The sequence below is a fragment of the Alphaproteobacteria bacterium RIFCSPHIGHO2_01_FULL_41_14 genome, from assembly GCA_001767855.1.
Lineage (GTDB): Bacteria > Pseudomonadota > Alphaproteobacteria > UBA7879 > UBA5542 > 2-01-FULL-41-14.
The window spans coordinates 462,035-486,917 of the sequence record MEMF01000002.1 but is presented as its reverse complement, the minus strand read 5'-3'; the positions used below and the strand labels follow the sequence as shown (position 1 = coordinate 486,917).

21 protein-coding genes and 2 tRNA genes are annotated in these 24,883 nt (G+C 45.3%); 15 read left to right on the top strand and 8 right to left on the bottom strand.

What is annotated here, in order from left to right; all coding sequences use genetic code 11:
* Positions 1-46: 46 nt before the first annotated feature.
* Complete coding sequence (locus A2621_02400) at positions 47-1,783, top strand: hypothetical protein (GenBank protein OFW90120.1); 1,737 nt, start codon at positions 47-49, stop codon at positions 1,781-1,783.
* Positions 1,784-1,877: 94 nt separating this feature from the next.
* The gene (locus A2621_02395; GenBank protein OFW89732.1) at positions 1,878-2,609 is read left to right on the top strand and encodes a hypothetical protein; all 732 of its coding nucleotides are present in this window, start codon (positions 1,878-1,880) and stop codon (positions 2,607-2,609) included.
* A 75-nt stretch (positions 2,610-2,684) separates the two neighbouring features.
* Here A2621_02395 and A2621_02390 read toward each other — a convergent pair whose 3' ends face one another.
* From A2621_02390 to A2621_02365, 6 genes are all read right to left on the bottom strand, one after another.
* A complete protein-coding gene (locus A2621_02390; GenBank protein ID OFW89731.1) occupies positions 2,685-3,686 on the bottom strand; it encodes a tryptophan--tRNA ligase in 1,002 nt (333 codons plus the stop codon).
* Positions 3,683-5,248 carry a murein biosynthesis integral membrane protein MurJ gene (locus tag A2621_02385; protein OFW89730.1) on the bottom strand — a complete coding sequence of 522 codons (1,566 nt, stop codon included), beginning with the start codon at positions 5,246-5,248 and terminating at the stop codon, positions 3,683-3,685. The genes A2621_02390 and A2621_02385 overlap by 4 nt, the downstream gene beginning before the upstream one ends.
* Before the next feature lie 42 nt (positions 5,249-5,290).
* Positions 5,291-5,980 (bottom strand): hypothetical protein, encoded by a 690-nt coding sequence (locus A2621_02380; protein ID OFW89729.1) that lies wholly within the window; start codon positions 5,978-5,980, stop codon positions 5,291-5,293.
* Entirely contained in the window at positions 5,964-6,797 is an 834-nt protein-coding gene (locus A2621_02375) for a hypothetical protein (protein OFW89728.1), read from the bottom strand. Before A2621_02375 ends, A2621_02380 begins: the two co-directional genes overlap by 17 nt.
* Before the next feature lie 113 nt (positions 6,798-6,910).
* Positions 6,911-10,024 carry a hypothetical protein gene (locus A2621_02370; protein ID OFW89727.1) on the bottom strand — a complete coding sequence of 1,038 codons (3,114 nt, stop codon included), beginning with the start codon at positions 10,022-10,024 and terminating at the stop codon, positions 6,911-6,913.
* A gap of 24 nt (positions 10,025-10,048) precedes the next feature.
* Positions 10,049-10,789, bottom strand: coding sequence for a hypothetical protein (locus A2621_02365; protein ID OFW89726.1), 741 nt, complete (start codon positions 10,787-10,789; stop codon positions 10,049-10,051).
* A gap of 266 nt (positions 10,790-11,055) precedes the next feature.
* Here A2621_02365 and A2621_02360 point away from each other — a divergent pair.
* Positions 11,056-11,131 (top strand) — tRNA-Glu (locus A2621_02360).
* An 84-nt stretch (positions 11,132-11,215) separates the two neighbouring features.
* Here A2621_02360 and A2621_02355 read toward each other — a convergent pair.
* Complete coding sequence (locus A2621_02355) at positions 11,216-11,845, bottom strand: hypothetical protein (protein ID OFW89725.1); 630 nt, start codon at positions 11,843-11,845, stop codon at positions 11,216-11,218.
* 135 nt (positions 11,846-11,980) lie between these two features.
* Positions 11,981-12,055 (bottom strand) — tRNA-Thr (locus tag A2621_02350).
* Between the two features lie 292 nt (positions 12,056-12,347).
* Between A2621_02350 and A2621_02345 the strand changes: the two genes are divergently transcribed.
* From A2621_02345 to A2621_02290, 12 genes are all read left to right on the top strand, one after another.
* Complete coding sequence (locus A2621_02345; GenBank protein OFW89724.1) at positions 12,348-12,911, top strand: dCTP deaminase; 564 nt, start codon at positions 12,348-12,350, stop codon at positions 12,909-12,911.
* A gap of 17 nt (positions 12,912-12,928) precedes the next feature.
* Positions 12,929-14,206 (top strand): UDP-N-acetylglucosamine 1-carboxyvinyltransferase, encoded by a 1,278-nt coding sequence (locus tag A2621_02340; protein ID OFW89723.1) that lies wholly within the window; start codon positions 12,929-12,931, stop codon positions 14,204-14,206.
* 18 nt (positions 14,207-14,224) lie between these two features.
* On the top strand, positions 14,225-14,647 hold the full coding sequence (locus tag A2621_02335; GenBank protein OFW89722.1) for a hypothetical protein: 423 nt from the start codon (positions 14,225-14,227) through the stop codon (positions 14,645-14,647).
* 152 nt (positions 14,648-14,799) lie between these two features.
* The gene (locus tag A2621_02330; protein OFW89721.1) at positions 14,800-15,363 is read left to right on the top strand and encodes a type VI secretion system-associated protein; all 564 of its coding nucleotides are present in this window, start codon (positions 14,800-14,802) and stop codon (positions 15,361-15,363) included.
* A 22-nt stretch (positions 15,364-15,385) separates the two neighbouring features.
* The gene (locus tag A2621_02325) at positions 15,386-16,840 is read left to right on the top strand and encodes an EvpB family type VI secretion protein (GenBank protein OFW89720.1); all 1,455 of its coding nucleotides are present in this window, start codon (positions 15,386-15,388) and stop codon (positions 16,838-16,840) included.
* Between the two features lie 29 nt (positions 16,841-16,869).
* Positions 16,870-17,436: a hypothetical protein gene (locus A2621_02320; GenBank protein OFW89719.1), complete on the top strand. Its 567-nt coding sequence runs from the start codon at positions 16,870-16,872 to the stop codon at positions 17,434-17,436.
* A gap of 20 nt (positions 17,437-17,456) precedes the next feature.
* Positions 17,457-18,056: a hypothetical protein gene (locus A2621_02315; GenBank protein ID OFW89718.1), complete on the top strand. Its 600-nt coding sequence runs from the start codon at positions 17,457-17,459 to the stop codon at positions 18,054-18,056.
* Positions 18,057-18,075: 19 nt separating this feature from the next.
* A complete protein-coding gene (locus A2621_02310; protein OFW89717.1) occupies positions 18,076-18,576 on the top strand; it encodes a hypothetical protein in 501 nt (166 codons plus the stop codon).
* A gap of 57 nt (positions 18,577-18,633) precedes the next feature.
* A complete protein-coding gene (locus A2621_02305) occupies positions 18,634-20,439 on the top strand; it encodes a hypothetical protein (protein ID OFW89716.1) in 1,806 nt (601 codons plus the stop codon).
* Positions 20,394-21,449, top strand: a complete 1,056-nt coding sequence (locus tag A2621_02300) for a hypothetical protein (GenBank protein OFW89715.1) — start codon at positions 20,394-20,396, stop codon at positions 21,447-21,449. The genes A2621_02305 and A2621_02300 overlap by 46 nt, the downstream gene beginning before the upstream one ends.
* 43 nt (positions 21,450-21,492) lie before the next feature.
* Positions 21,493-22,644: a hypothetical protein gene (locus A2621_02295; protein ID OFW89714.1), complete on the top strand. Its 1,152-nt coding sequence runs from the start codon at positions 21,493-21,495 to the stop codon at positions 22,642-22,644.
* 63 nt (positions 22,645-22,707) lie between these two features.
* Complete coding sequence (locus A2621_02290; protein ID OFW89713.1) at positions 22,708-24,882, top strand: hypothetical protein; 2,175 nt, start codon at positions 22,708-22,710, stop codon at positions 24,880-24,882.
* Position 24,883: the final 1 nt, after the last annotated feature.

The following is a 24,883-nucleotide window of genomic DNA, read 5'->3' as shown; positions in this document are numbered from 1 at the left end:
CGTCCTGCTCTCTATAATGAGCACAGAGTGAAATCTCATGAAACATATGTCTGTCCTTTCTTTTTGCTGGTATCACATAAAACCCTATAAGTGGTTTTATGTGGTGATGCTTTTGGCGCCTCTAACTTCTGCGTTCTATCCTTTTATGTATAATTACGCTATTAAACTTTTTTTGGATGCCATGACCCAAGAGGGTCCCCTCACCTATCACCATATTATCGTTCCCATCGGACTCTTTCTTTCATTGTCTCTCCTGACAGAAGTGATTTGGCGTATAGCCCAGATGGCGGGATGGAAGTCAGAGCCCTATGTGCGGCGATCTATCCTGTTGCAATCCTATGACTATGTGCAACACCATTCTTATACCTTCTTTCAGAATAATTTTACAGGAACACTGAGTAGTAAGCTCAAAGGATTGCTGGATGGATATGATAAAGTTTGGGTAGAACTCTCTTACGGACTTTTTCTTAAAATTTTAAAAAGCACTGTAAATTTGTTCGCCCTGGTCTTTATTAGTCCAATGCTTGGTTTCTTTGTTTTTTTGTGGTGCACCGTTTATGTGCCCATTATGTATAAACTTTCCAAAAAATTGAATGGACTTTCTTTTGAAGAAACACAAAGTCGGCATGATCTGATTGGACAAGTTTCAGATAAGATCATGAACATTATTTCCCTCTTTTCTTTTGCTTCTCGGAAAAGAGAATTCCAAGGCCTTGACCGTCAGATAACCCGAGATTCTATTCCAAAACAAATACGAGTAGCTAAGTATGATTTCAAGATGCAAATTGTGGCCGGTATTTTTTATCTCATTATGACCTCCTTTATTTTGTTTTACATGATTCATTTGAAAATGAAGGGAGCTGTCTCGGTGGGAGACTTTGCCTTTGTTTTCGGCATCTTCACGGTATTGAGCCAAGACATTTGGGATACAACCGTGTCGATGCAAGAACTCTCTCGCACCCTTGGAGACTTTAAAAGCTCGCTCTCCATCCTAAACATTCCCCATCAAAACCAGGATATGAAAGACGCTATCCCTCTTAAAATTGACACCCCCAAGATTGAATTTAAGGATTTGACCTTTAAGTATGACAGCGGCGAAATCCTTTTCAAAGACCTGAACCTCACCATTAATCCGGGCGAGAATGTCGGTCTCGTGGGGCACTCTGGTGCCGGCAAATCTTCCCTCGTCAATCTCATGCTGCGGTACTTTAAAAATGATCAAGGGGAGATCCTCATTGATGAGCAGAACATCAACAAAGTCACGGAAGATTCCTTGCGGGAACACATCGCTGTTATTCCCCAAGACACCATGCTGTTCCATCGCACCTTGATGGAGAATATTCAGTATGGTAATCCACACGCCACAGAAGCCCAAGTCATTGAGGCCAGTAAAAAAGCTCACATCCATGAGTTCATCATGGAACTTCCCGAGAAGTATCAATCTTATGTGGGGGAACGGGGCCTCAAACTCTCGGGAGGACAAAGGCAACGCATCGCCATTGCGCGCGCCATTTTAAAGAAAGCACCCATTCTGATTTTAGATGAGGCAACCTCGTCTCTGGATAGTCAAACAGAACAGTTTATCCAAGAGGGTCTCAACTTCTTCCTAGATGACGAAAAGAAAACAGTGATCGCTATTGCCCATCGCCTCTCCACCTTGAGACATATGGACCGTATCCTGGTGCTCGATAAGGGCAAGATCGTGGAGCAAGGCACCCACACCCAACTGATCCGTGATCCGAAAAGCCTCTATAGCAAGCTGTGGAAATTGCAGGAAATTTAATCCCTCGCCATCGTCTATCCCCATTAACTACAAAAAAAACTTCTCTCTCGGCCGCCAAGCAGATAAGATAAAATAGACAATGGGGAATAATATCATGAACAAACTTTTTTTCTATTCCATCGCTTTTTGTTTGGCTGCCCTTTTTCTGCCCGGCAGTAAGGCCGCCTATTTCCCTCAGCCCATGATAAATATGGGTCCCTCCTCCCCCCTCGGGCAAAGAGTGAATGCCATCATGGCAAAATGGCAACTCCTCGCCTCCCAATTCAACTCTACCCCCAACCAGATTACAGGAAGTGAACAAGAAATTAAGGAGGATCAAGCCGTTTTAAATCAGGCTCTCAGCACCCCCGGCCCCGGGGATCGCAACCAAATGAGCCAGATTCTTTTTTTGATAGACTTGGCACAATTAAGACTTTTGATTCGTCAAACCAAGGAGGCGGAACAGAGTTTTCCCTCGTCCTTTGAAGCCAACAATAAAAGCGTGGCGAAACAAACCTCTTTTCCGAGAAGACAAGGCCTTCACAGTCCCGACTGGTACAGAACCAACGGGGCTCTCATCGGAAGGTTGATGACCAAATTTGGACAGTTCTTATCTCAAAATCCCACCTATTATACCGCCCCCCCTCTTCTGCTGGTGGGGATAGGATCTACCTATGACGAGGGAAAAAGGGCTTTGGACAAATACAACCAATACATTTCCTGTTTTTCAAACCCTCAGATTCCTCTCTGCACCACCCTCAGCATCGCCGCGGGCAATCCACAACAGTCATCGAATCAAAATGATGATAACTCTGATGATGATAATGATGATGATGATAATGGCTAGTCATTATTTGAGGACCCAGTGTAGGTGAAGAAACCCGCCTATCCGTGAACACAAAAGAAGCCGGATCAAGTTTCTTTAAACAGGCAAGCCTAAAGCGCGCTTCACCTCATTTAAGGTTTGGTTCGCAACAGCCCTGGCTTTCTCGGCTCCCTCTTCTAACACAGCTTGTACCTGCTCGGGCGATTTTTTGATCTCTAAAAATCTCTCCCGCAAAGGGCCGAGGGTGTCCATACAAACCGTGGCTAAATCTTCTTTGAAGTCCGAGAAATTCTTCCCCCCATATCGGTCACACACCTCTTGGAGGGTTCCCCCCGTCAAGGTGGCATAAATCCGAATGAGATTTTCAACTTCAGGCCGATCCTCCAAAGATTTGGTAGACTCGGGAAAGGGGTGGGAATCTGTAGTGGCTTTTTTAATCTTTTTGTAAAGGGTATCCCGATCATCCAGCAGGTTAATCCGCGAGCCTTCAGCAGGGTCAGACTTGCTCATCTTTTTTCGTCCATCCTTCAGGCTCATCACGCGGGTGGCCGATCCTAAAATTTGCACATCCGGTACCACTAAGAGATTTTGCTTATAACTGCGATTCATCAATTGGGCCAAATCCCGCGCCAATTCCAAATGCTGTTTTTGATCATCCCCCACGGGCACGTTCGTCGCGCGGTAAAGCAAAATATCCGCCGCCATGAGCACGGGATAGGAATAGAGACCAAGCTTTTGTTTCTCCTGAGCCTTTCCAGCCTTGTCTTTATATTGGGTCATGCGGTTAAGCCACCCCAAGGGCGTTTGGCACGCCAGCAACCATGTGAGCTCACTATGCGCTGGCACCATGCTCTGCACAAAGATGGTGCTTTTTTTAGGATCAATCCCAGCAGCGATATAGGTAATGGCCGTATCCACAATCTGCTCGCGCAACTGTGCCGGATCCTGAGGCGTGGTTAACGCATGCAAATCCACCACGCAGAAAAAAGATTCCGTCTCGTGCTGCAAGGTCACCCAATTCTTGAGCGCTCCCAGATAATTTCCGAGGTGGAGATTTTCATTAGGCTGAATGCCAGAAAATATTCTTTTTTTCGTCATCGTCCTGTCTGTTCCTCTTCCTCTGTTTTATTCATGGCCGCGTTGAACTCTTTCCGGGTGAATCCTTTGAAGAGAACCACCAACGCAAGATAGGTTCCCAACCCCACCGCCATGTATCCCGCTAAAAGCACAAAATCATAAAAGATCTCTTGCCCAAAATACGGCAAAACAAAGGGTAAAATCAATTGAAGAATCCCCCCCATTCCCAGAGATGCCAAGAGGAGTCGAAAGACGGACGATCTTAACCGCTGATCAAAAGTGAAGGGGGTTTTTTTAAGGAGACTCAACCCCAAGATAATCACATTAATCCACGAAGAAATCACCCCTGCTGCCGCAATACCATAATAAGAAAAGAAATGAAATAGGATTAACGTCAGCACTAAATTAGACCCAATGGAAATACTCGCTGCCATCATGGGAATAAACGTATTATGGCGCGCAAAAAAGCTGGTACTTAAAATCTTAACCAAAACATTTGCGGGAAGAGAGAGAATGTAGATGGAGAGGATCCCCGCCACCTCTCGTGACATCTCAAAGGTAAACCGACCATGCTGAAACAAGGTTATGATCACGGGAAGAGCGAGACAAAACAAGGCCACCGTCGCAGGCAATGTTAGGAAAAAACTAAATTGCAAAACACGATTCTCAAGATGGTTGGCCTGCCTGTCCTCGTGCCGTCCCAACTGTTGGCTTAAAAGAGGCAACAGCACCGTCCCGATGGCAATGCCCACCACGCTCAGAGGAAACTGATTAATACGGTCGGCATAGGCCAAATAAGACACAGCCATGGGCACAAAAGACGCCACACTGTTGGAAACAAGCAAGTTAATCTGATAAACACCGGCACTCGCCATGCCTGGCCCCATGCGCCGCAACAATAATTTAACTTCGGGAGTCATCTTAATAGCACAAAATTTCAAGGGGAAGTCTAGGTGATGGCAGCTAACCAACACCCACGCAAATTGGGCGATCCCCGCGATCAAAACGCTCCAACTCAACAGAGTACTTGTTTCTGCTAAGGTCGACACAGGCCACAGAAGCGCCAGAATGCAAAAAATGTTTAAGAGGACAGGAGACGCTGTCGCCACCGCAAATTTGTGGAGCGAATTCAAGATGCCAGCACAGAGTGCGGCGAGCGCAATAAAGAGAATATACGGAAAGACAATGCGCCCGAGGTCCACGGCTAATTGAAATTTGTGGGGGATCTTTTTAAACCCTGGTGCCAGCACAGCCATCATCTCGGGCATCCACAACTCGAAAACAATGACAAGCCCAATCAAAACAAGAGCTAAGATTGTAAAAACGGTGCACGCAAACTTGAGTGCCGCCCGCTTATTCGTATGTTCGTTCAATCGGGCAAACAGGGGAACAAAGGCCGAATTCAATGCTCCTTCTGCAAACAATCGACGAAAAAGATTAGGGAGGCGAAAGGCCTGAAAAAAAACATCAGAAAGGCCGCTGTCTCCAAAGATAGATCCGATCATAACATCTCGGAAATATCCCAGAAAACGGCTTAGAAGGGTAAGGCCGCTCACTGCAGCCATCGAACGAAAAAAAGTCATGTTTTACAAGTTTTCAAAGAGAGTATCCTGCGACAGCTTCCCTCATTTTTTGTTAATAGCTGTGTTGGTGACTTCAATCATCTTCTTGGCAATGGGGTTGTTTTTCTTTATTTTTAACTCTTCAATCAATTTCTTGATGCCTCCTTGCTGGAGAATAGCAGAAAACTCAGATCGTTGAGTTAAGGCCATACTCACCCCTTCTACCACCACATCAAAAATCTTAAAACTGCCGGCAGTATCTTTATACATATGCCATGCAATGGCGATTTTTGAATCATTTGGCCGTACAATCTTACTAGAGACCACTATCGTCTTCCCTTCTTTATCAATAACCCGATTGCTTGACACATGGAATTTCTCTTGGTTATATTCCCCAAATCTAGCCGCATAAACACGCACAACCATATTCTTAAAAAGATCCATGTATTCTTTCATGTCTGTTTCGCTGATTTGACGACGGAAACGACCTAGAACAAATTTTCCAATGCGATCATAATCGAAGGCCACCACAAATAAAGCTTCAAACCTTCTTCGGCGCTCGGCTTCACCCAGCTCTTTCCCTGTCAGGGTTTTGATCCCTTTATCCCCCAAGTCTTGGATAAATTTCTCAGCACTCTTACCGTCTTTTTCTGAGGATAAGCCCCCTGCCGGCACATTGGTTGTTATCCCTTTTGAAAAAATCATCATCAACGCCGTAAGGGAATAAAGAAAAATCCTATACTTTTTTATCATGAGGCTCCATATCATCATCAAACATAAACTCATCTAGAGAGGGACTCGTGTACTCCACTTTTCCACCCCCTATGTGGCTTGCATCCATGTATTGCTTGTAAAAGCTTCGCATGGCGGCATAAAAATCAAGAGAATTTTCTCGGAAGTTCTTAATGTCTTCCGTGATATTAGCGCGCGTCGTGACTATTTGCAAGCTGGTGCGCCAATAAAGCAAAGAATCTTTATCCGCTTGCTTTGCCGCAATGTTGAAAGGATCTGTAAAGTAATCAACCACCCACCCTATGATGTATCTCGGATTCGCCGACCCAAGGACAGGGAGAACAATGTAAGGCCCTTGGGGCACTCCCCAATATTTCAGAGTGGTGTTAAAATTTTCTTCGTGGGGCTCTAGACCTAAATGCTTCGCCACATCAATCGTTCCCAAAAGCCCAAAAACTGTATTGATAAAAAAGCGGCAGAAGCTTTCTAACGCTCTATTCTTTTTTGCTTGCAAACAGTCATTCACAAAAATAAGGGGTTCCGCTGTATTCTGTAGAACATTACCTATTATGATCTGTACATCGTCTGGCACGCCGAGGCGATACATGTTAGCAACAGGATCAATGAACACCCCGTCCACCACTTCATTGAAGGCAAATATCTTGCGGTTAATAACTTCGAAAGGGTCGTCATCTAACTGATCTTCATAAAGATCGCTTTTCTTTTGTTGTCCTTTATAACGATCTGTAGAATCATCCGAAGAAGTCGAAAATCCAACGGCTCCCATCATTCCTAAATATACGATAAAACAAAAACACCTCAGGAGGCCCGATGACATCTACTAACTCCCTTTTTAAAGTGTAGTAGATGTCAGAACGATATGCAATATTCAAATACCTAATCGTAAGAAAGTAAGCAGTTGATTTTCTGTGTTTTTTCTCAATCTATCTTTTATTGATTGGGAAAGGGAGGAAGAGGGGCAGCAACATTCTGATCCCTTACTCGACCCTTCTTATCACGCCTAGGCATCTTCGCACCCGACAAGCTCATGATATTTCCAATACTGCGCAGTGGCGTGCCCGTCAGATTCAGCTTAATGTTAAGCTGCTGCGCTAATGCCTCCAAAACACTGAGGGCGTTCTTAGAACCAATAGGTCCAAAATCCTCTAAGGTTGCAGCTATGCCTTGTGCAAAGTGTGGATTACCTGTCATCGCACGAAGGACCGACTTTAGGGGAGAGTCCATAGTCCCTTCTGCTCGAGGAAGGGGCGTTCTAAAATCAGCTCCACTTTCAGGTCTGGTCCCTCTCACAGGCGTCATAGGACTGGTTCCAACCTCAGCTGTTTCTCTCTTTGGCACTGCTGTGGATTGACTTTTCTCTTCAAACGTTTTCACCAACTCCTCTAAAGATGTCTTTTGATTTCTGACCTCTTCCAGACCTGCTCTAGCCTCTGCCAACTCTCTCAATAATGTTTCCGCTGAATCCTTACTTTTATCAGCTTGTTGTTGTGTTTCTACTTTCGCTTTAACCCTTTCCATGAGAACCTTCTCAGATTGTTGTGCCCGAGTTTGACGAGCCTGTTGTTCTGTTAAAGAAGAAACAAGTGCCTGCGCTTGAGTATAGTTAGCCTCAAGCTCTTTGTGCTTTTGCTTTAGCTCTTGGTGAAGTTTTTTCAGCGCTTCCAAACGGAGGGTTTGTTGCCTAAGGTCTGCTTCCCTCAATGACTTCTCTTCTTCTTTTTCGTGTAATTCTGCCCTTAATCGCTCACTCACTCTTTCAAATGCTTTTATTTGGGTATCCAAAAACTCATACGCTTTATCAACTTGTTTCTCTGCAGAGTCTTTCATTGTCTGCATTTCTTTCTGCATCGCGATCATTTTCCCCCTCTCGATCGCAAGAAGTACTTCGTTCTTTTCTATTTCTCGTGCATAGTTTTCGTTTTGTTTCTGGACTTCTTGATACGCTTGAGAGACCAACACTTCCGCTTCAGATTCTTTTACTCTTTGAGACGCTATTGCTTCTACAGACGCAGCAAGAGATTCTTTTATCTCTATAAGTTGACTCTCAAATTTTCCTACCCTTACCCTTTCCTGTTCTAGTTGTTCCTGAAGACTGGAGATGGTTTCTCTCAGACTTTTTTCTTTCTCTGTCAACTCTGTCATTGTCCCTCTCAAAATAAGAATTTGAGTTTCTGTCTCCATACGCTCCAGATTACATTTGTCACAATCCTGTATCAGTCCCATGATTACATCTTCTTTCTCGTCCAACGTTTGATGGAGCCCCTCAACAGCCGACTGCTTCTCCTGAAGAGCTTGTCGCGTCGCGTCTAACACTTGTTGTTGCTGAGTAACCTGCTGTGCAAACCGTTCAACAACTTTTTCTTGTACTGTTTTGTCCCTTTCCAGCTGCCTAACAGTCTCTTCTGTACCAGCAAGTTTACTCTCTAGTTCTCTTTCTACACTTTTCAATGCCTTGACCAAAGCGGCCACTTTGGAGGTTGTGTCTGCCATGGACGGAGAAGGGGTGTCGCCTCTTTCAGCCGCCGCAAGCTCATCCCCCAGACTCTGCGATATGCTTTCATCAGGGGCACCACCCGCAATTTTACTTAAAGCTTCTTGAGCTTCTTTTAGTTGATGTTTCATCCCTTCATTGACTGCCAAAACCGATTCTAATTTTTCTTGCAAAGTGGCGATGCTTTTCTTTGTCATGTCCTGAGTGAGCTTTAGGCATTCTTCAAGATTTGCTTGTGATTCTTCTATACTCTGTTTTTCTGCTTGTAAGGATTGAATGCGTTGTTCCAAATCTTCTATTTTGGCTGTCGCTTTCTTCAAGGCGCTCTCTAGTGCATTGACTTCCGCCTGAAGCTGAGCATTCTGTCCCTTTGCTTCCCCTAACTCCTGTTCTCTTACAAGCAACGTTTCTTTTAATTGAAGGCGTTCTGCCTCTAGGGTACCTATTTGTTCCTCTAATGCGGTAAGACTTGAATTTAGGTGTTCAATCTGTCTATCTTTCTGGGCAGATTCTTCTTGTAAGGCGGCTTCCCTTTGCGCCATTGTTCTTCTGGCTTCCTCGGAATCCTTCCCCATTTGAGCTTTCTGCTCTTCCAGTATAAGTATCTGACTTTCAATGCCTGAAAATCGAGTCTGCAAATCCAGCGTCAAATCTTGGAAAAGACCTCCGAGAGTCATCCCGTCTACGAGACGCTCAAAGGATGCCTCATTTGTAAAATATGACTCCAAAGAAAACGAGTCCCCCAAGTTAAGAGTCTCCACAAGCCCACGAACCCCTGCGAAAATCGCACCTTTTTGTTCTGTGAAGTTAGATTCTAATGCCGTCAAAAGTTCTTTGGTCTGTCGCAATGCCGCTTGGTTCTCAAGAAGTGCGGCTTCCAAACCTGCTGCCCTCTCTCTCAGAGTCGCCATTTCTTTGGATTGTTCTTCCCATTTACTTTGTGTCTCTTGAAGATCTTGGGTGAGTAAATCTATTTCTTCTATTTTGGATTCTTGGTCTATCGTTAATTTGTCTAACCTTTCTTGGAGAGAACTGATTTTTATTTTCTGAGCTTTGGTCTCCGTCTCCAGATCCCCCTTCTCTGTTTCAGAACGAACCTCATGAGCTTTCGCCATGATAAGCTCTGCGCGCAAAGCAGCGATTTTCTCTTCTGTTTCTTCCCTGCTGGCCGTGGCAAACCTTAGCTGATCTGTTAACGCAGTAACCTTTTTTGACAGTCCTGCCATTGTATTTTCTTTTTCTTGAATCTCTTGGAGTCTTTCCAGACTCTGCCTTCTGGACTCCTGCAATTCTGCTTCAATCCTGGCCCGCTCTGCAAGGCCCTCTCTGTGTTTTTTGACGGCTTCTTTAGCTTCGTTCAGAACACTTTCGTCCCCAGCTGGTCCCCATCCCACTCTTTTCGCATACTCCAGTGAGTTGTGATTCATTAAATCCCGACCAGTAAGAGCAGCTGAGACATTTTCCACCCTCACCATCCCTGCCATAAAAAAGGCTGAAAAGAGGGCCAGGGAAGAAACGGTTGATAAAAGACGACGACTTTTTATATTTTTCACGACAAAAACTCCTTCAATGATTAATTAATTGATTTTATAAGTAAGGCCCACTTGGGCCACAGAATCAGAGGGTTTCAGGGACCGATAAAATGACTGGGCACTAGTCCCCCCACTGACCGACATCCCTTGATACAGGGTGTATTTATAAGAAAAATCCAGAGACAATTTTTCGGCTAGAAACACACGCATTCCCACCACGGGAAAAACGCCCCAGAGGGCTTTGGATGCTTTTTTTGTATAACCCGCAGTACTTAAAGTACCCTTATATGAGAAAAAGCTGTTCTCCACCCCGACGCCTGCATACCCATAAAGACCTTCCCGAATGAGATATCCCACCTTAGCCCGCACTTCCGCGCCATACTGCTTTTTTAAAATCTCGGAAAAAGAAATAAGAGACCCTCCCTGGTCAATATTGGTCTGTGATTTTGTCCGATGATTGTCCCAGAAGCCACTCACCTCTATACCCAGTAAAACAGACGGACTCACAAAGGTTTCATACCCCAACCCTAGGGAAAAAACCGCCCTGTCAGAACTAAATCCACCATTATTTTGCACCACAAGACTAGGGTCCACCACATCAGTTACATTTCCCTTCCTCGGTACAGATAAATGGGAATGGCCGAGCGCCCCTATCACATAAAAATCAGAAAAAGATTGTGCCTCTGCTGCGGGAGAAATTGTTTCTGATGCCTTATCTGCAGCCATTGAGCAAGAGAAAAAAGAGGATAATACAGTCAAAGACACGTATAAATTCCTGGGGCTCATGTTACATCCTATTAAATTTTTATTTAAGTTTATTATGCCTATACTTAATGTCTTTGCGTTTTCCGTTCTAGGGCAAAATGACCCTAAAAAATATGCAGAAAACACATACCTTAAAGAGGCGGCGATGAAAAATCCCATAGCAGACTATTTTTGGAAAAGAAATGGGAATAAAAACAAGTTTTCCCTTAGGAACACAGAACTCAGAAAAAACTTGCTAAACAGCAAGGGCCACGGTAAGAAAAGAGGTCAGTTATATGAGACACAAAGTCCCCATCGTCTAGAGGTCTAGGACACTGCCCTCTCACGGCAGCAACACGGGTTCGAATCCCGTTGGGGACGCCAATTTTTGTATTCACAAATAAAAAAAGCCCGGTGTTTTATCACCAGGCTTTTTGGGTCGCCATTAAGATTTGCAAGAAACCTCAATTATAGATAGTAGCTTATACCAATCTTGATGTTATTCGAGGTTGGTTTTTCATCAAACTTCACAGTAGAAGAAGGATTTTTTGCCGAGAATCCATGGCTATATTCATACATAGCATCAACACTCAAGGAATGAGTAACCTTCATTTTGACACCAACACCAGGAACAACGGCCCAAGAACCGAATTTTTTACCACTAATTACGGTTGTTGTGTTTGTCTTATAATGAACGTAGTCGACCCCAAGGCGGAAGAATCCAAGCCAATTGCGGGCAAATTCCCCCCCAACAATCGCACCTACACCAGCTAACCAATCTTGTGTAACTTTTACATTTCCAGTGTTACCATTAAGAGTCAGGGATTTCTTCTTAGACGCAAATCCAAGACCAGCACGAACGTCTCCTCCAAGAAGCAGGGATCCTACTTTTTCTGCATATCCAGCGTTCAAGCCGACATCCAAACCAGCGGGAGCTATGGAAGCCTTAACCGCAGGACTCGCAGCATCCTTAAACTTCATTGACTGCCAACCATATCCAACAGTGGCTCCAACGGTTCCACCATCAAAGTGTCTGGCTTCAGCAGCTGTCGATATCAAAAGTGCAGACAAGGCTACACCAAGTAATTGTTTCTTCATTTTTACTCTCCTAAAAATTTACGTGACCACACTAGTCACGCCCCTTGCGAAAAACAAGATAATGATTGAAAAAGTCTGGATTTCTTCAAAGGGTGTTGTAAAAATGCAACATCCATGATCTCAATGGAGGGAAAATGGTGCCGTTGGAGAGAATCGAACTCTCGACCTCACCCTTACCAAGGGTGTGCTCTGCCACTGAGCCACAACGGCGACTTGAATTTGGGGCACACATTGCCACAGTTTGCAGCGCAAGACAATATAGGGCCCTTAAATTTCTTAAATCGGAACCAAAACCAACCCTGAAAAAAACAGACGGAAAAATCTATAGAATTCCCCTAAAACCTATGCTAAAAATGAGTCATGACTCAGCCCTCTAAAAGCAGTTACAGCGATCGCAACGCAGAGCGCCTTGCCCAGGTGTTGCGAGAGAATCTTTTAAAGCGCCGTCAGCAAAAACAACAAAAAAAAGAACAACCAGGTAGCCAACAGGAGGAAGAATAACATGGGAATTATGCCAGATTCATGGATTCGCAAGCAAGCCAAGAAGGGGATGATTGAACCCTTCGTGGAAACCCAGCACGCTCAGGGTACTATTTCTTATGGGCTTTCTTCTTATGGGTATGACGCCCGTGCCGCAAATGAATTTAAAGTCTTTACTAATGTGGACAATGCGCTCATTGACCCCAAAAACTTTTCTCATACGTCCTTCGTGGATCGAGAAGCCAATGTTTGTATTTTGCCCCCCAACAGTTTTGCCCTCGCCCGCACTGTGGAATATTTCCGCATTCCCCGCGATATTTTGGTGATTTGTTTGGGGAAATCCACGTATGCCCGTTGCGGGATTATCGTAAACGTCACCCCTCTCGAGCCTGAATGGGAAGGACATGTGACCCTTGAATTCTCGAACACCACCCCCCTTCCCGCGAAAATTTATGCCAACGAAGGCGTGTGCCAATTCTTGTTTTTCAAAGGAGAAGGTGTCTGTGAAACGTCTTACAAAGATCGGGCAGGAAAATATATGGGCCAAGAAGGGGTCACCCTTCCTAAAATGATGAAGTACACTTAACCCTCAAGGGATTTAAATTGGATAAACTATGTATTGAAGGGGGTATTCCTCTTAAAGGAAAGATTCGCATTAGCGGGGCGAAAAATGCCGCCCTCCCGTTGATGACGACTTCCCTTTTAACTGAAGAGCCCATTATCCTGGAAAATATCCCCAAGTTGTCAGACATTCGAACGCTCGAGGGGGTTCTAACCTCGTTAGGGGTCTCTGTTCTTCTCTCCGAGGGGAGGGATTCTGATAAACTCATTCTTAAATCTGACCATCTCGACAATGTGCATGCCGACTATGACCTCGTCCGAAAAATGAGGGCCTCTATTTTGGTGCTAGGGCCCTTAGTCGCCCGCCATGGAAGAGCCGAAGTGTCTCTGCCGGGGGGCTGTGCTCTGGGCACCCGACCTGTGGATTTGCATATCAAAGGCCTCGAAAAGATGGGGGCGAAGATCACCCTAGAGGATGGATACATCCGTGCCACCGCCCCTAAGGGAGGGCTGAAAGGCGCCGACATTGCCTTCCCTCTTATTTCCGTCACAGGCACCGAAAATCTATTGATGGCCGCCACCTTAGCCCAAGGCACCACACGCCTCATCAATGCTGCGCGTGAACCAGAAGTTGTGGATCTTGCGAATTGCCTCATTCAAATGGGGGCTAAAATTTCCGGAGCCGGAACCGATACCATCACCATCGAGGGAGTTTCTGCCCTCAAAGGAACGACCTACAGTGTTGTACCTGATCGCATCGAAACAGGTACCTATATCGTCGCTGCCGGCATCACCAATGGAGAACTCGAGCTTACCCACACCTCTCTTGATCTTCTCCCCACCTTTGCCTCTCTCGCGGAAGAGGCTGGACTTTACTTTGAGCGGACACCTCATGGATTTACTGTGTCCCGTTCTCACCCTATAAAGCGCCTTAAAAGTGTTGACATGATTACTGAACCCTACCCCGGATTCCCCACCGATTTGCAAGCCCAATTCATGTCTCTCATGACTCTCTCTGACAGCAGTTCCACCCTTACAGAAACCATTTTTGAAAACCGTTTCATGCATGTAGCCGAGTTGTCTCGCATGGGGGCTGACATCCAAATTCACGGCTCTTCCGCCATTGTAAAAGGTAAAAAAGAGCTTGTGGGCGCCCCTGTCATGGCCACAGATCTCAGGGCCTCTGCCTGCCTTGTGTTGGCTGGACTTGCCGCCAAAGGCCAGACAACTGTCAGCCGGATCTATCACTTAGATCGAGGCTATGAAAGCATGGAGAAGAAACTCCAAGCCTGTGGCGCGCAAATAGAACGCGTCCTTTAACGATCAAGGGAGAAAAAAATGGAAGATCTCAAGCTTCTAAAAATTATGGGAAAAGATTCGGATGATTTAACCATTTTGTCGGCCTGTCTTCAAGACAGTCTCGTCCCTCTGAAAGAAATTCAATACAATAAAGATCAGAAACAATTTGTGTTGCTTGTCAATCGATACCGATGGGAAGAAAAAGAGGCCCCTGAAAGAGGCCGAAGAGTTCACGCAGCCCTCTTGTTTGATTGTGTCACAAAAGCCCAGTTTACAGGAATTGATCTCACTCCCCTCTCCTCCCCTGATCTGTCGCTTCTGAGTCTTCACTATGACGCCCCTCACGTCTTTATTACCTTTTCTCAAAAGGCATCTATTCGTCTAGAGGTGGAAAATCTCAAAGTCAAACTCCGAGATAGTAATCTTGCGTGGCCGGCCAAAACGCCGGTGCATCCCTTTTAACTCTTTGTTTTTTCAGAAAGCTTCTTGATATTGAACAAAGAAATAAAACAAATCTATCTCCCCTAACTCCCCTTTTATTTTTTTTGTTTACATCCCAAAAATAAGGTGGCATTCTGAATATAAGATAATAAAGTTTAACAGGAGCATAAGGTATGACAGAAAGTACCCAGCACATATTGGATAGAGTCCGGCCTCCGCGCGTCCAAATCACTTATGATGTTGAAATTGGTGATGCGATTGAGATGAGAGAGTTGCCCTTTGTTATGGGCATCATCGCAGACCTTTCGGGAGATCGGGATCCAGACAAACCTTTAAAGCCTTTTAAGGATCGCAAATTCATAGAAACCGATCGTGATAATCTCATGGATGTGATGGCTGATATTGCGCCACGCGTTGCGTTCGAAGCGGACGATATGATTTCTGCGCCAGGGAAAGATGGAACACCACCAAAAACGAATGTTCTTTTGCAATTTTCTAACATGGATGATTTTGATCCGGTGAAAATTCTGAACCAAGTCCCCGCAGCAGCAGCGGTTTATACCTCTCGCAGCCTGATGCATGACTTAATGTCAAAAACAGACGGGAACGATACACTTGTTAAACTGCTTTCTCAGATACTGTCTGATCCAAAAGCACTCGGGGATGTTCAAAAGGCAGTTGTCGCAGGAAAAGCAGCGTTAGATAAAGCAGCCGCCGCAGCGGCACCAAAAAAATAAGGTCGCAAGGGAGGACGTAAAAATGGCAGCTACACCAACACCACAAAAGCCACTCTTTAATCAGATTATGGAAGATGGCAAGCTAGGTCGTGACCCTGAACATATGGATCATTCCTTAGGTATGCTCGGCGAGTTCATTGCCCAAATTGCCCTTGCCACAGGACAAGCTGGAACAGATCCTGTTGCCTTTATCCAAAAGCGTATCGAGGCCATGGACCAATTGTTGTCAAAACAGCTGGATGTTCTTCTTCATACGGATAAGCTTCAAAAGCTGGAAGCCAGCTGGCGTGGTCTTAGCTATCTCGTCATGAATACTGAAACCAGTACGCAATTAAAGTTGCGCCTCATGAACGCTCAGAAAACTGAACTTCAGGATGATCTGGAAAAAGCTATCGAATTTGATCAAAGCGGCTTGTTTAAGAAGGTATATGAAGAAGAATACGGCACCTATGGAGGAAATCCTTACTCTTGTTTAGTGGTGGACTATGATTTTGATACCACTTCTCCTGACATGTCCCTTCTGCTGAAGCTTTCGGGTGTTGCCGCTGCTGCGCACGCTCCTCTCTTAGCGGCAGCGTCGCCCACCATGTTTAACTTAGACACCTATGCCGATCTTGGGAAACCCAGAGATTTGGCAAAGATCTTCGAAAGCGCCGACAAAATTAAATGGAAATCTTTCCGGGACATGGAAGATTCTCGCTATGTGGCCTTATTCTTACCGCGCGTCCTGATGAGGTTGCCTTATGGGCCAACCACGCTCCCTGTTCATGGCATCAACTATGAAGAAGAAGTGAATGGAAAAACACTCTCCACATTCGTATGGGGGAACCCTGCTTATATGATGGGTCAACGCGTGAACAATGCGTTTGCTCATTATGGCTGGACAGCGGCCATCCGTGGCGTAGAAGGAGGTGGTTTAGTGGAAGGACTTCCCTCCTATACCTTCAAAACCACAGAAGGCGATATTGCCCTCAAGTGTCCGACCCAGATTGCGATCACCGATCGTCGCGAAAAAGAACTCAGTGATCTTGGATTCATTTCTCTCTGTCACTGTAAAGGAACAGATAAGGCAGCTTTCTTTGGCGGCCAAACCAGCCAAAAGCCAAAGAAGTACAACCTCAACACGGCAACATCCAACGCCAACTTATCGGCTCGCTTGCCCTATATCATGGCAGCCTCTCGTTTCGCCCACTACATTAAAGTGATTATGCGCGATAAGATTGGCAGCTTTATGAGCCGTATCGAAGTGCAGAAGTATCTGCAAACGTGGATCTCTGAGTATGTGTTGCTCACCGACGAAGCGCCTCAAAGCTTGAAAGCACGGTTTCCTCTTCGGGAAGCTCGCATTGATGTCTTTGACGTCCCAGGCGATCCTGGTAAGTATCGGGCAACCATATTTTTAAGACCACACTTCCAGTTAGAAGAGTTAACAGCGTCTATCAGACTCGTTGCAGAATTGCCACCACCCGCAAAATAATAGGGGGAGCCTAAGAAGGGATAAAGGAAATGTCAACAGCACCACACCAAGCGAATAAAGATTTGGTTTTCTTAAAACCAACCACAGATGACGGCCTTAAACTTTTTGCAGGAAGCGTTAAAGTAAACGTGGACAATGCCGATATGAGCCGTGCCGTCCGTTTGCGCAGAATGCCTCAGGTAACTATCACGAACGAGGCCGATAAATCACGCGCTAAAAGCCGATCTTCTGGAAACCCTGAATTCTTTTATGTTGAATGTGAAACCATCGTTGATAAAAGTGCCATTGCTGCTTTTCAATGCGTCACAAACGGAAGTAACTTGGGAGACGTGGGCATTTATCAAATGACGACAGAAGGAGGACAAATTAAGATTTTATCCCAAATGATCCTGTCCGACACCTTTATCACTGCCGTGAGTCTTAAATTTGATGTTGCCCAAGATGAAGCAACCTCTGAAGGCTTAATTGCAACGTATGTTCTTGTTTATGATACGCTGACTCAGATCCGCAACATCTTTGATGATACAGGTGTGAGTTCTGGAAAAATAGGAAGTGAAGCCAGTAGATCAAAACAAATAAGCGCCAGTAAAACTTAAAGAAAAAACGGGGGGAATTTATGTCATCCAATAGATCAAATCAAGTTGCCAGTACAGGCCTCTGTTACTTGATGTGTGCTGAGATCCCCGGAGACGAAACAGTTTCCGATACGGTAGCAACAGGGCATGAAGTTTATTATTATGAATGTGACATTCGTAAACCCGTTATCCCCGGATACAATGGCCATTTAAACGCCAGTGCCCGCGTGTTATTTGGGGCAATCACCATTATCATGGATCATCGGTATACAGAAGCTTTCTCTCAGAAATGCTTCTCGGGCGATATTTTTGCCAAAATTACGCTGCTTAACCTTAAAAATACAGGGGTCAACAGTACGGGAAAGCCCTCTTTTCGTCTTGAAGTGACCAATGCCAAAATCGTAGAAGTCACGGCCAACGTAGATCATCTTGTCACCACCCAAAATGGGGAAAAAATATCTGCCTTGAAGGATCCCAACCTTGATCTCAGCACCCCGGATCACGTTGTAAAATCTGTCAAAATAGCGATCGTGGGAGATACCTATACGTGGACGTATTTCCCCTATGATGAAAAAGGCGCCGCCCAAGGAAATATCGTGGCTGCCTTTGACGTCCACACAAACACTGCCCCAGGGGCCTAAATTCTGAAAGGCTTTATAAATGGCCTCTCGTAAAAAATGGGAATTTCCGGGCAGCCCTATGCCCCTTTTTGATCGTCTCGTGGATATGAATCCCGAGGTAACGGAAGAACCCATCCTCTTATTGAATTATAATAAACAACAATTGATTGAGTCCGTCATCCGGGAAGCTAGTAACTTATTTAACACGCGCTGTACGATCCCTTACAAAGAATATGAAGATCAACAACCCTCTGTCCTCACCTACGGTGTCCCAGAATTGTACGGCCTGTTTGATTCTTCTTACGCAGATCCCTCACGCACCGAAGATGTTCTGAAGTTATGCCGTTTTATGGCAAATGCGTTGCGTATATTTGAGTGTCGCCTGCGCAATATTGTGGTGGAAATGAGGCAATATGATCAATCCACCCAAACGGCCCATTTCATTGTCAATGCCGATCTTCAAATGGGGAAAATAATCGAAGCCATCTCTTTTCCGGTAGAGATAGACCAAATTCAAGAACTTGGCAAATCTAATAAATAACCTTACACTATTGAGTAAGAACAGGGGAACAGGACCCTTCGATGGGGGGAGGATCATATGACGAAGCCAAACGATAGCGATCTACTCTATTTCCACCGTGAGCTTTCTTTCTTGCGCCATATGGGTAAGGCATTTGCTCGGAAGTATCCGAAAATTGCGCGGCGGCTTAATTTTTTGGACCAAGATAACTCTGATCCGCAGATGGAGCGGCTGATTGAGTCTTTTGCGTTCTTGACGGGATTTTTACAGAAAGACATTGATGATCAGCTCCCCCGGTTTTCCAGAGCCTTATTGGGCATTCTGTATCCTCACTTGGTGGCCCCTGTCCCCCCCATGAGTATTGCTCAGTTTAATCCCTCTAGTGCAAAACCGGCTACTTCCAGTGCCATTATTCCACGCCATTTCTCTTTGTATGCGGATTCAAGGTCTAACGACATGTGTTACTTCCGGACGGGATACGAAACCGAGGTGTGGCCTATTGAGGTCTCAAATGTTGAGTTGATTAATGCAGAAACCATTAATTTTTCTCTCTCTTCCCATCCGTATCTCATGAAAATTAGCTTGAGGGCTTTAAAAACGCCCTTTCATAAACTCGATATCAAACGATTGCGTTTTTATATGAATGGGACGTCTGTTGAACAAAGTATTTTGCACCGGTTGATTTTTGAAAAAGAGTATAAAATTGCACTAGAATATGAAAAAGGAAAACCTCCGAAGATCCTTCCAGAAAAATCTGTTAAATCGGTTGGATTTGGCTTGGATGAAAATCTCATTCCCTGCCCCTCTAATGCCCACCCTGCCTACGGGCTTTTACAGGAATACTTTTCTTTCCCCCGGAAATTTATGTTTTTTGATTTAGAAAATTTAGATTTTAGCCAAGCAAATGAAGAGGTTTTTATTTATGTCCCTCTGACGGATACAGCCGCTGCCCAGTCTCTTTCTTTCACGAACTATCGTTTATTGTTGGGATGCACCCCCATTGTGAATTTATTTCCCCACACGTCAGAACCCCTGCGATTTGAGCATAAGAAAATAGAGTATCGGCTCGTAGCCGACTATCGGCGGGAAGTGACAACGGAGATTCATAGCATAGACAAACTCTTTATGTCGTCTCTTCACAGTTCTACCGTTCAAGAAGTTCAGCCTTATTTTTCTTATACACACCAAGCGGCCCAAGAAGGTCATACTATTTTTTGGGCCTCTCGACGCACCCCCACCATTGATCTTGATGTCCCTGGCACTGATATGTGGCTCAGTTTTATCAACTGGGATTTAAAACCCGAATTGCCCCCCACAGACGTGGTCTATGCCTCCCTTCTCTGCACAAACCGAGATTTAGCGTCTTTATTAACAGTCAATACTTTTTTGAAAAGTAATGATCCAGTTCCCATGGATTCTATCGTGTGTCTTCACGAACCAACAGATACCTTTTATCCTGCAGAAGATGGTCAAACCCAATGGCAGCTCATTTCCACTTTAGCTGTCAACTATCTCTCCTTTTCTTCAGGAGAGGAAAGCTTGCGTGTGCTGAAAGAACTATTGAGACTCTTCAATGTATCCATGGATGAAGATCTCAATTTGGCCGTTAGTTGCCTGAAAGAAATGACAACCAACCCCATTGTCCGACGCATGGGAACGGATGCTTGGCGAGGATTCACAAAAGGCACCGGCGTCACCCTTACTGTGGATGAACACGATCCTCGTGGCGGATTGGAAGTATTTTTATTTTCGCAAGTTCTCAGTCATTTTTTTGGGCTTTATACCCAGATTAACTCTTTTACCGAATTATCCCTTAAAAGCATTCACAAAGAAAGTATATGGAAAACATGGCCCGCACGCGCCGGAGAACAGACACTCCTTTAAAAAAACGCTCCTTAATTGGTCTTTTGTCTCAGGAGGCTGACCAATTTGAGTTTCATGCGTTGGTCAAAATCCTTGAATGCCTCAATCCTGAGGCAACTCCGTTGGGGGAAGGGCATCATCCCCACACCGAATCCATCCGGATTAAAACGCACCTCGAGTTCGGATTTCAAACAACAGATGTGGTTGGGGTGGAAGAAATTGAGTCGCCTCAACCCATCATCAAGACAAATTTCCTGAATCTGGCGGGTATTCAAGGACCTCTTCCCACACCGTACACGCAAATGGTGATGGATCGTGACCGTCAAAAAGATACGGCGCTCCATTCTTTTCTAGATATTTTTAATCACCGCCTTATTTCGCTTTTGCATCGCATTCGCAAAAAGTATTGGGTGGGTGTGGCGGCGAATCCCCCTGAAGACACTTTTATGGGGAGAATGCTGAGGTCTATTTTAGGCTTAGGGGTGGTGAATAAAAAAGATCGTCGCCTTCAAGTGTTGAATCGTTCTTTATTATTTTACACGGGGTTGATCTGGCAGCAACGCCGGTCTGTGGTCGCCCTTGAAAAACTACTGCGTAATTATTTTAATGTCCCTGTGAAGATCGATCAATTTCAAGGAGCGTGGGTGAAGGTGCCCCTCGATCAACAAACAAAAATAGGGGACGATGGTCAATTTAACCGGCTGGGAGAAACAGCCATTTTAGGGGATCGTTTCTGGGAACAACAACAGTCTATTAAGATTCATGTGGGCCCCCTCGGCATTAAAGGCTACATCAATTTCTTAAAGCCAGGAAAAGCTTACAGCGCGCTTAAAATCCTGGTGGCTTTTTTCTGCGGAGAAGACCAAGATTTCCATTTAAATCTGATTCTCAAAAAAGAAGAAGTTCCCCTGGTGAAACTGGGCCAAGGGATAGCTCTGCATTGGACCAGCTGGCTTAATCGCAAAAGCACCGAGTGGACAAAAGATGATCACCAGAACACCATGAATAAAAAAGCCTTCAAAATTCTTTGAAGAGAGACCTCTTTTCCTGTAAGTTGCTCCCAAGGTATAGATCATGGTCACTAGAATTCGTTTTTTCCGTCTTTTTTTTCTGTTGGCACTGGGGGTCCTCCTTTTTCAAATAGGCTCTCAATATAGACACTTCTTGTGGGCAACCTTCCATGAGTGTTTTACAAAGTGGCAATTTGCCCTTCCCCAAGCGGGTGGTGAGTTTTATGTGCGGAATAATGCCCCCCGCGCGATGCAACGCATCATTACCCGAGCCTTTCCAGAGTATAAAGTCATTTTTTCGTCAGAGTCAGCGTCCCCCCACCTTATTCTGAAAGAATATTACACCCCCACCCATAAAACGCATACCACACACGCCCCCTATTTGGCCTACTCTGGAGAATACGACAATCTACGCTGGAAAAGATATCTGCCCTCTGGCTATCCTTTTTTAGAGATAACTGCTCGGTATAGGCAAGGAGATAATTTTATTTTTATGCCCTATATTGTGTATGGAAAACAAAACCTGCGAAAGCTCCTAAAAGAAGCCATGAGAGAGCGGGAGAAGAACAAGATCCGACCCCTCCAAGTGGCCTATATCAGCTCTCACTGTATCAAAGAAAGGGACGAGATGTTCCGCTTGCTGCGGGAAAGGTTTAACGAGAAAGCCATCTCGCTGGGCAAATGCTCTCAAACCCCCGGGTATGCAGCCCCCGGCACGTATTATGATCTGAAAAACATCTATAAACAATATAACTTTGGTCTTGCCATGGAAAATCATGATCGTCCGGGCTATCTCACGGAAAAAATCACCAATGTCTTTGAATCCGGCGCCATTCCTATCTACTGGGGAGATGGAGACCTCGCCAGACGATTTTTTAATCCGGACGCCTTCATCGACATAAAACAGTATAAGAATTTTGAGACCGCCGCCGATGCGGTTGTTGGGATTTCAAAGGACAAGCAGCGCCTCTATACTTTGCTGAATGCTCCCCTCTTTAAAGATAATAAGATCCCCCCCTTTTTGCTGATTAATGATGATGAGCTAACAGCGGAGGAAGAAGTCCTTCTTCAAGAAATGGCGCGAAAGCTTCGGCGAGCGTATGATCAATACCTCCATCAAAAGAAACATCGGAGGCCTTATTGGAGAGCCCTAGACCTCCGATTGTTGGTGAAAGAAAAGATAAAGAAATTCATCCCCCCTCTTTCCCTAAAATAACCCTCAAAAAACCCTTGATAAAAACGACGGATTCTCGTCTACTATTAGCGAGGCTTTTACAGAATGGTATCACCCCTAACCACAGGCAAAAACGTTTATCTCACCATCACCACGGCGTTGGGAAAGGACGCGTTTATCCTCAATAAGTTTGAAGGAACAGAGGGCTTCTGCTCCCTTTTTGAATTTAAGGCCGAGCTTTATGCCACCCATGTAGCAAACGCCAGCAACAACGATATTGATTTCACCGCGCTTTTGCAGGAAAGCGCCACCATTGCGATTCAATTTCAAGACTCTGTCAAATACATCAGCGGCATTGTCACCCGCTTTACACAAGGGTCTACCGTCGCGGTGACCGATCCGCAAAATTATCGACAGCAGGAGCGTACGTATTACTATCTAACCCTCAGGCCCAAACTGTGGCTTGCCACCTTGCGCGAAAATTGCAAAATCTTTCAAAATATGGCGACCCTCGATATCATCAAAGAGGTTCTAGGCGATCACAGCATCACGATTATGGATAACACCTCTTCTGCTGGGCAAACAGTGCGGGAGTATTGTGTGCAATATAACGAAAGTGACTTTCAATTCATCTCTCGTTTGATGGAAGCAGAAGGAATCTACTATTTCTTTGCCCACCTTGCGGGCGACCATATCCTCGTGCTCTGTGATGCCTCCACCACTTTGCAACCGAATAGTGAGGTAAGCCTCATCTCCAATATTCAAAATGCCAACGAACCCAGCGCCCATCTTGCCGGTCTCTTTGACCTTAGGGTCTGCCAAGAATTAGTGTCTTCTATCTATACCACCCAAGATTATGATTTTGAGAAACCCACAGCCCCTTTAAAAGCCACTTCTCAAGGAGAAGGAACTGACCAAGAGGTGTACAACTATCCGGGCAATTACGTGGTACAAACGGATGGCACCAAAATTTCAGATCGTCGCTTGACGGCCATTGAATTCCCCTTTGCTTATTGTACAGGCCGTACCAATATCCCTCTGCTTCAAGTAGGCACAACGTTTACGCTGACCAATTGTCCTCGCCAAACAGAAAACAAAAAAGACTTCGCCATTTATGAGATTCAGCATGAAGGAAAACAAGCCGAAACCAATGAGGATCTCGAGCAATCCCTGTACTCAAACAAGGTGACTTTTTTCCATAAAATACAACCCTACTCTCCTCCGCTTAAAACACCTCGGCCTAAAATTTATGGCACACAAACCGCCATTGTCACCGGTAAAGCGGGGGAAGAAATATGGACCGATCAATATGGCCGCGTTCTCGTCAAATTCCATTGGGACCTCAGCGATACCAAAGACGATAAAACATCCTGCTGGATTCGCGTCAGCCAAGGCTGGGTTGGAAAAAGTTGGGGTATCCTCTTTACGCCACGCATCGGGCAAGAAGTGATTGTCTCCTTCTTAAATGGCGACCCTGATTATCCGCTGATTACGGGCTGTGTTTATAATGGGGATAACCCTCCCCCCTATTTGCCCGACACTCCCACGAAAAGTACCATCATGACAAACTCCTCAAAAGGCGGAGGTGGGTTTAACGAGCTTCGATTTGAAGATTTAAAAGACAGCGAACAAATCTTTATGCACGCCCAAAAAGACTTGGATACGGAAGTGTTTAATGGGAATCGCACCGCCACTATCTTCAATAATGAGGGCACGGGCGGCAATGATACGCTGACCCTTAAAAAAGGAAATCGCACCATGACCCTCAATGAGGGGAATGAGACCATCCTGTTGGATAAAGGGAACCGCAGCGTCACGCTCACTCAAGGGAATGAAACCATCATTCTCACACAAGGCAACCAGGCAACCACCCTTCAACAGGGAAACCAAGACATAACACTGGCTGCAGGAAATCAAACCACCAATGTGACGGGCAATGTTGCCACCGTCGTGAGTGGCAACTATGATCTCACAGTGGGAGGCAACTTAACCCTCACTGTTACCGGCAACATCATGATCAAGACGCAAGCCAACTGTGTGATGGACGTCACCGCCAACATGAGCGTAAAAGCAATGCAGATTATGGCAGTGGCCCAAACCATGGCAGGAGTCACCGCCGACACCATCACGCTGACGGGCAAGACCGGCGTCATCATGGCAGCCCAAAACATTACAGGCACGGCTCAAGCCGGCCTGGTGCTCGTAGGCACTGCCACAGCTGTACTACAAAGCAGCGCGCTTGCTGCCGTTAAAGCCCCTGCCGTCATGTTAGGAGGATAAT

Excerpts from the sequence above, each read along its gene's own strand:
- A2621_02400 (OFW90120.1), top strand. The coding sequence starts at position 47 with ATGTCTGTCCTTTCTTTTTGCTGGTATCACATAAAACCCTATAAGTGG.
- A2621_02395 (OFW89732.1), top strand. The coding sequence starts at position 1,878 with ATGAACAAACTTTTTTTCTATTCCATCGCTTTTTGTTTGGCTGCCCTT.
- A2621_02390 (OFW89731.1), bottom strand. The coding sequence starts at position 3,686 with ATGACGAAAAAAAGAATATTTTCTGGCATTCAGCCTAATGAAAATCTC.
- A2621_02385 (OFW89730.1), bottom strand. The coding sequence starts at position 5,248 with ATGACTTTTTTTCGTTCGATGGCTGCAGTGAGCGGCCTTACCCTTCTA.
- A2621_02380 (OFW89729.1), bottom strand. The coding sequence starts at position 5,980 with ATGATAAAAAAGTATAGGATTTTTCTTTATTCCCTTACGGCGTTGATG.
- A2621_02375 (OFW89728.1), bottom strand. The coding sequence starts at position 6,797 with ATGTCATCGGGCCTCCTGAGGTGTTTTTGTTTTATCGTATATTTAGGA.
- A2621_02365 (OFW89726.1), bottom strand. The coding sequence starts at position 10,789 with ATGAGCCCCAGGAATTTATACGTGTCTTTGACTGTATTATCCTCTTTT.
- A2621_02355 (OFW89725.1), bottom strand. The coding sequence starts at position 11,845 with ATGAAGAAACAATTACTTGGTGTAGCCTTGTCTGCACTTTTGATATCG.
- A2621_02345 (OFW89724.1), top strand. The coding sequence starts at position 12,348 with ATGGGAATTATGCCAGATTCATGGATTCGCAAGCAAGCCAAGAAGGGG.
- A2621_02335 (OFW89722.1), top strand. The coding sequence starts at position 14,225 with ATGGAAGATCTCAAGCTTCTAAAAATTATGGGAAAAGATTCGGATGAT.
- A2621_02330 (OFW89721.1), top strand. The coding sequence starts at position 14,800 with ATGACAGAAAGTACCCAGCACATATTGGATAGAGTCCGGCCTCCGCGC.
- A2621_02325 (OFW89720.1), top strand. The coding sequence starts at position 15,386 with ATGGCAGCTACACCAACACCACAAAAGCCACTCTTTAATCAGATTATG.
- A2621_02320 (OFW89719.1), top strand. The coding sequence starts at position 16,870 with ATGTCAACAGCACCACACCAAGCGAATAAAGATTTGGTTTTCTTAAAA.
- A2621_02315 (OFW89718.1), top strand. The coding sequence starts at position 17,457 with ATGTCATCCAATAGATCAAATCAAGTTGCCAGTACAGGCCTCTGTTAC.
- A2621_02310 (OFW89717.1), top strand. The coding sequence starts at position 18,076 with ATGGCCTCTCGTAAAAAATGGGAATTTCCGGGCAGCCCTATGCCCCTT.
- A2621_02305 (OFW89716.1), top strand. The coding sequence starts at position 18,634 with ATGACGAAGCCAAACGATAGCGATCTACTCTATTTCCACCGTGAGCTT.
- A2621_02300 (OFW89715.1), top strand. The coding sequence starts at position 20,394 with ATGGAAAACATGGCCCGCACGCGCCGGAGAACAGACACTCCTTTAAAA.
- A2621_02295 (OFW89714.1), top strand. The coding sequence starts at position 21,493 with ATGGTCACTAGAATTCGTTTTTTCCGTCTTTTTTTTCTGTTGGCACTG.
- A2621_02290 (OFW89713.1), top strand. The coding sequence starts at position 22,708 with ATGGTATCACCCCTAACCACAGGCAAAAACGTTTATCTCACCATCACC.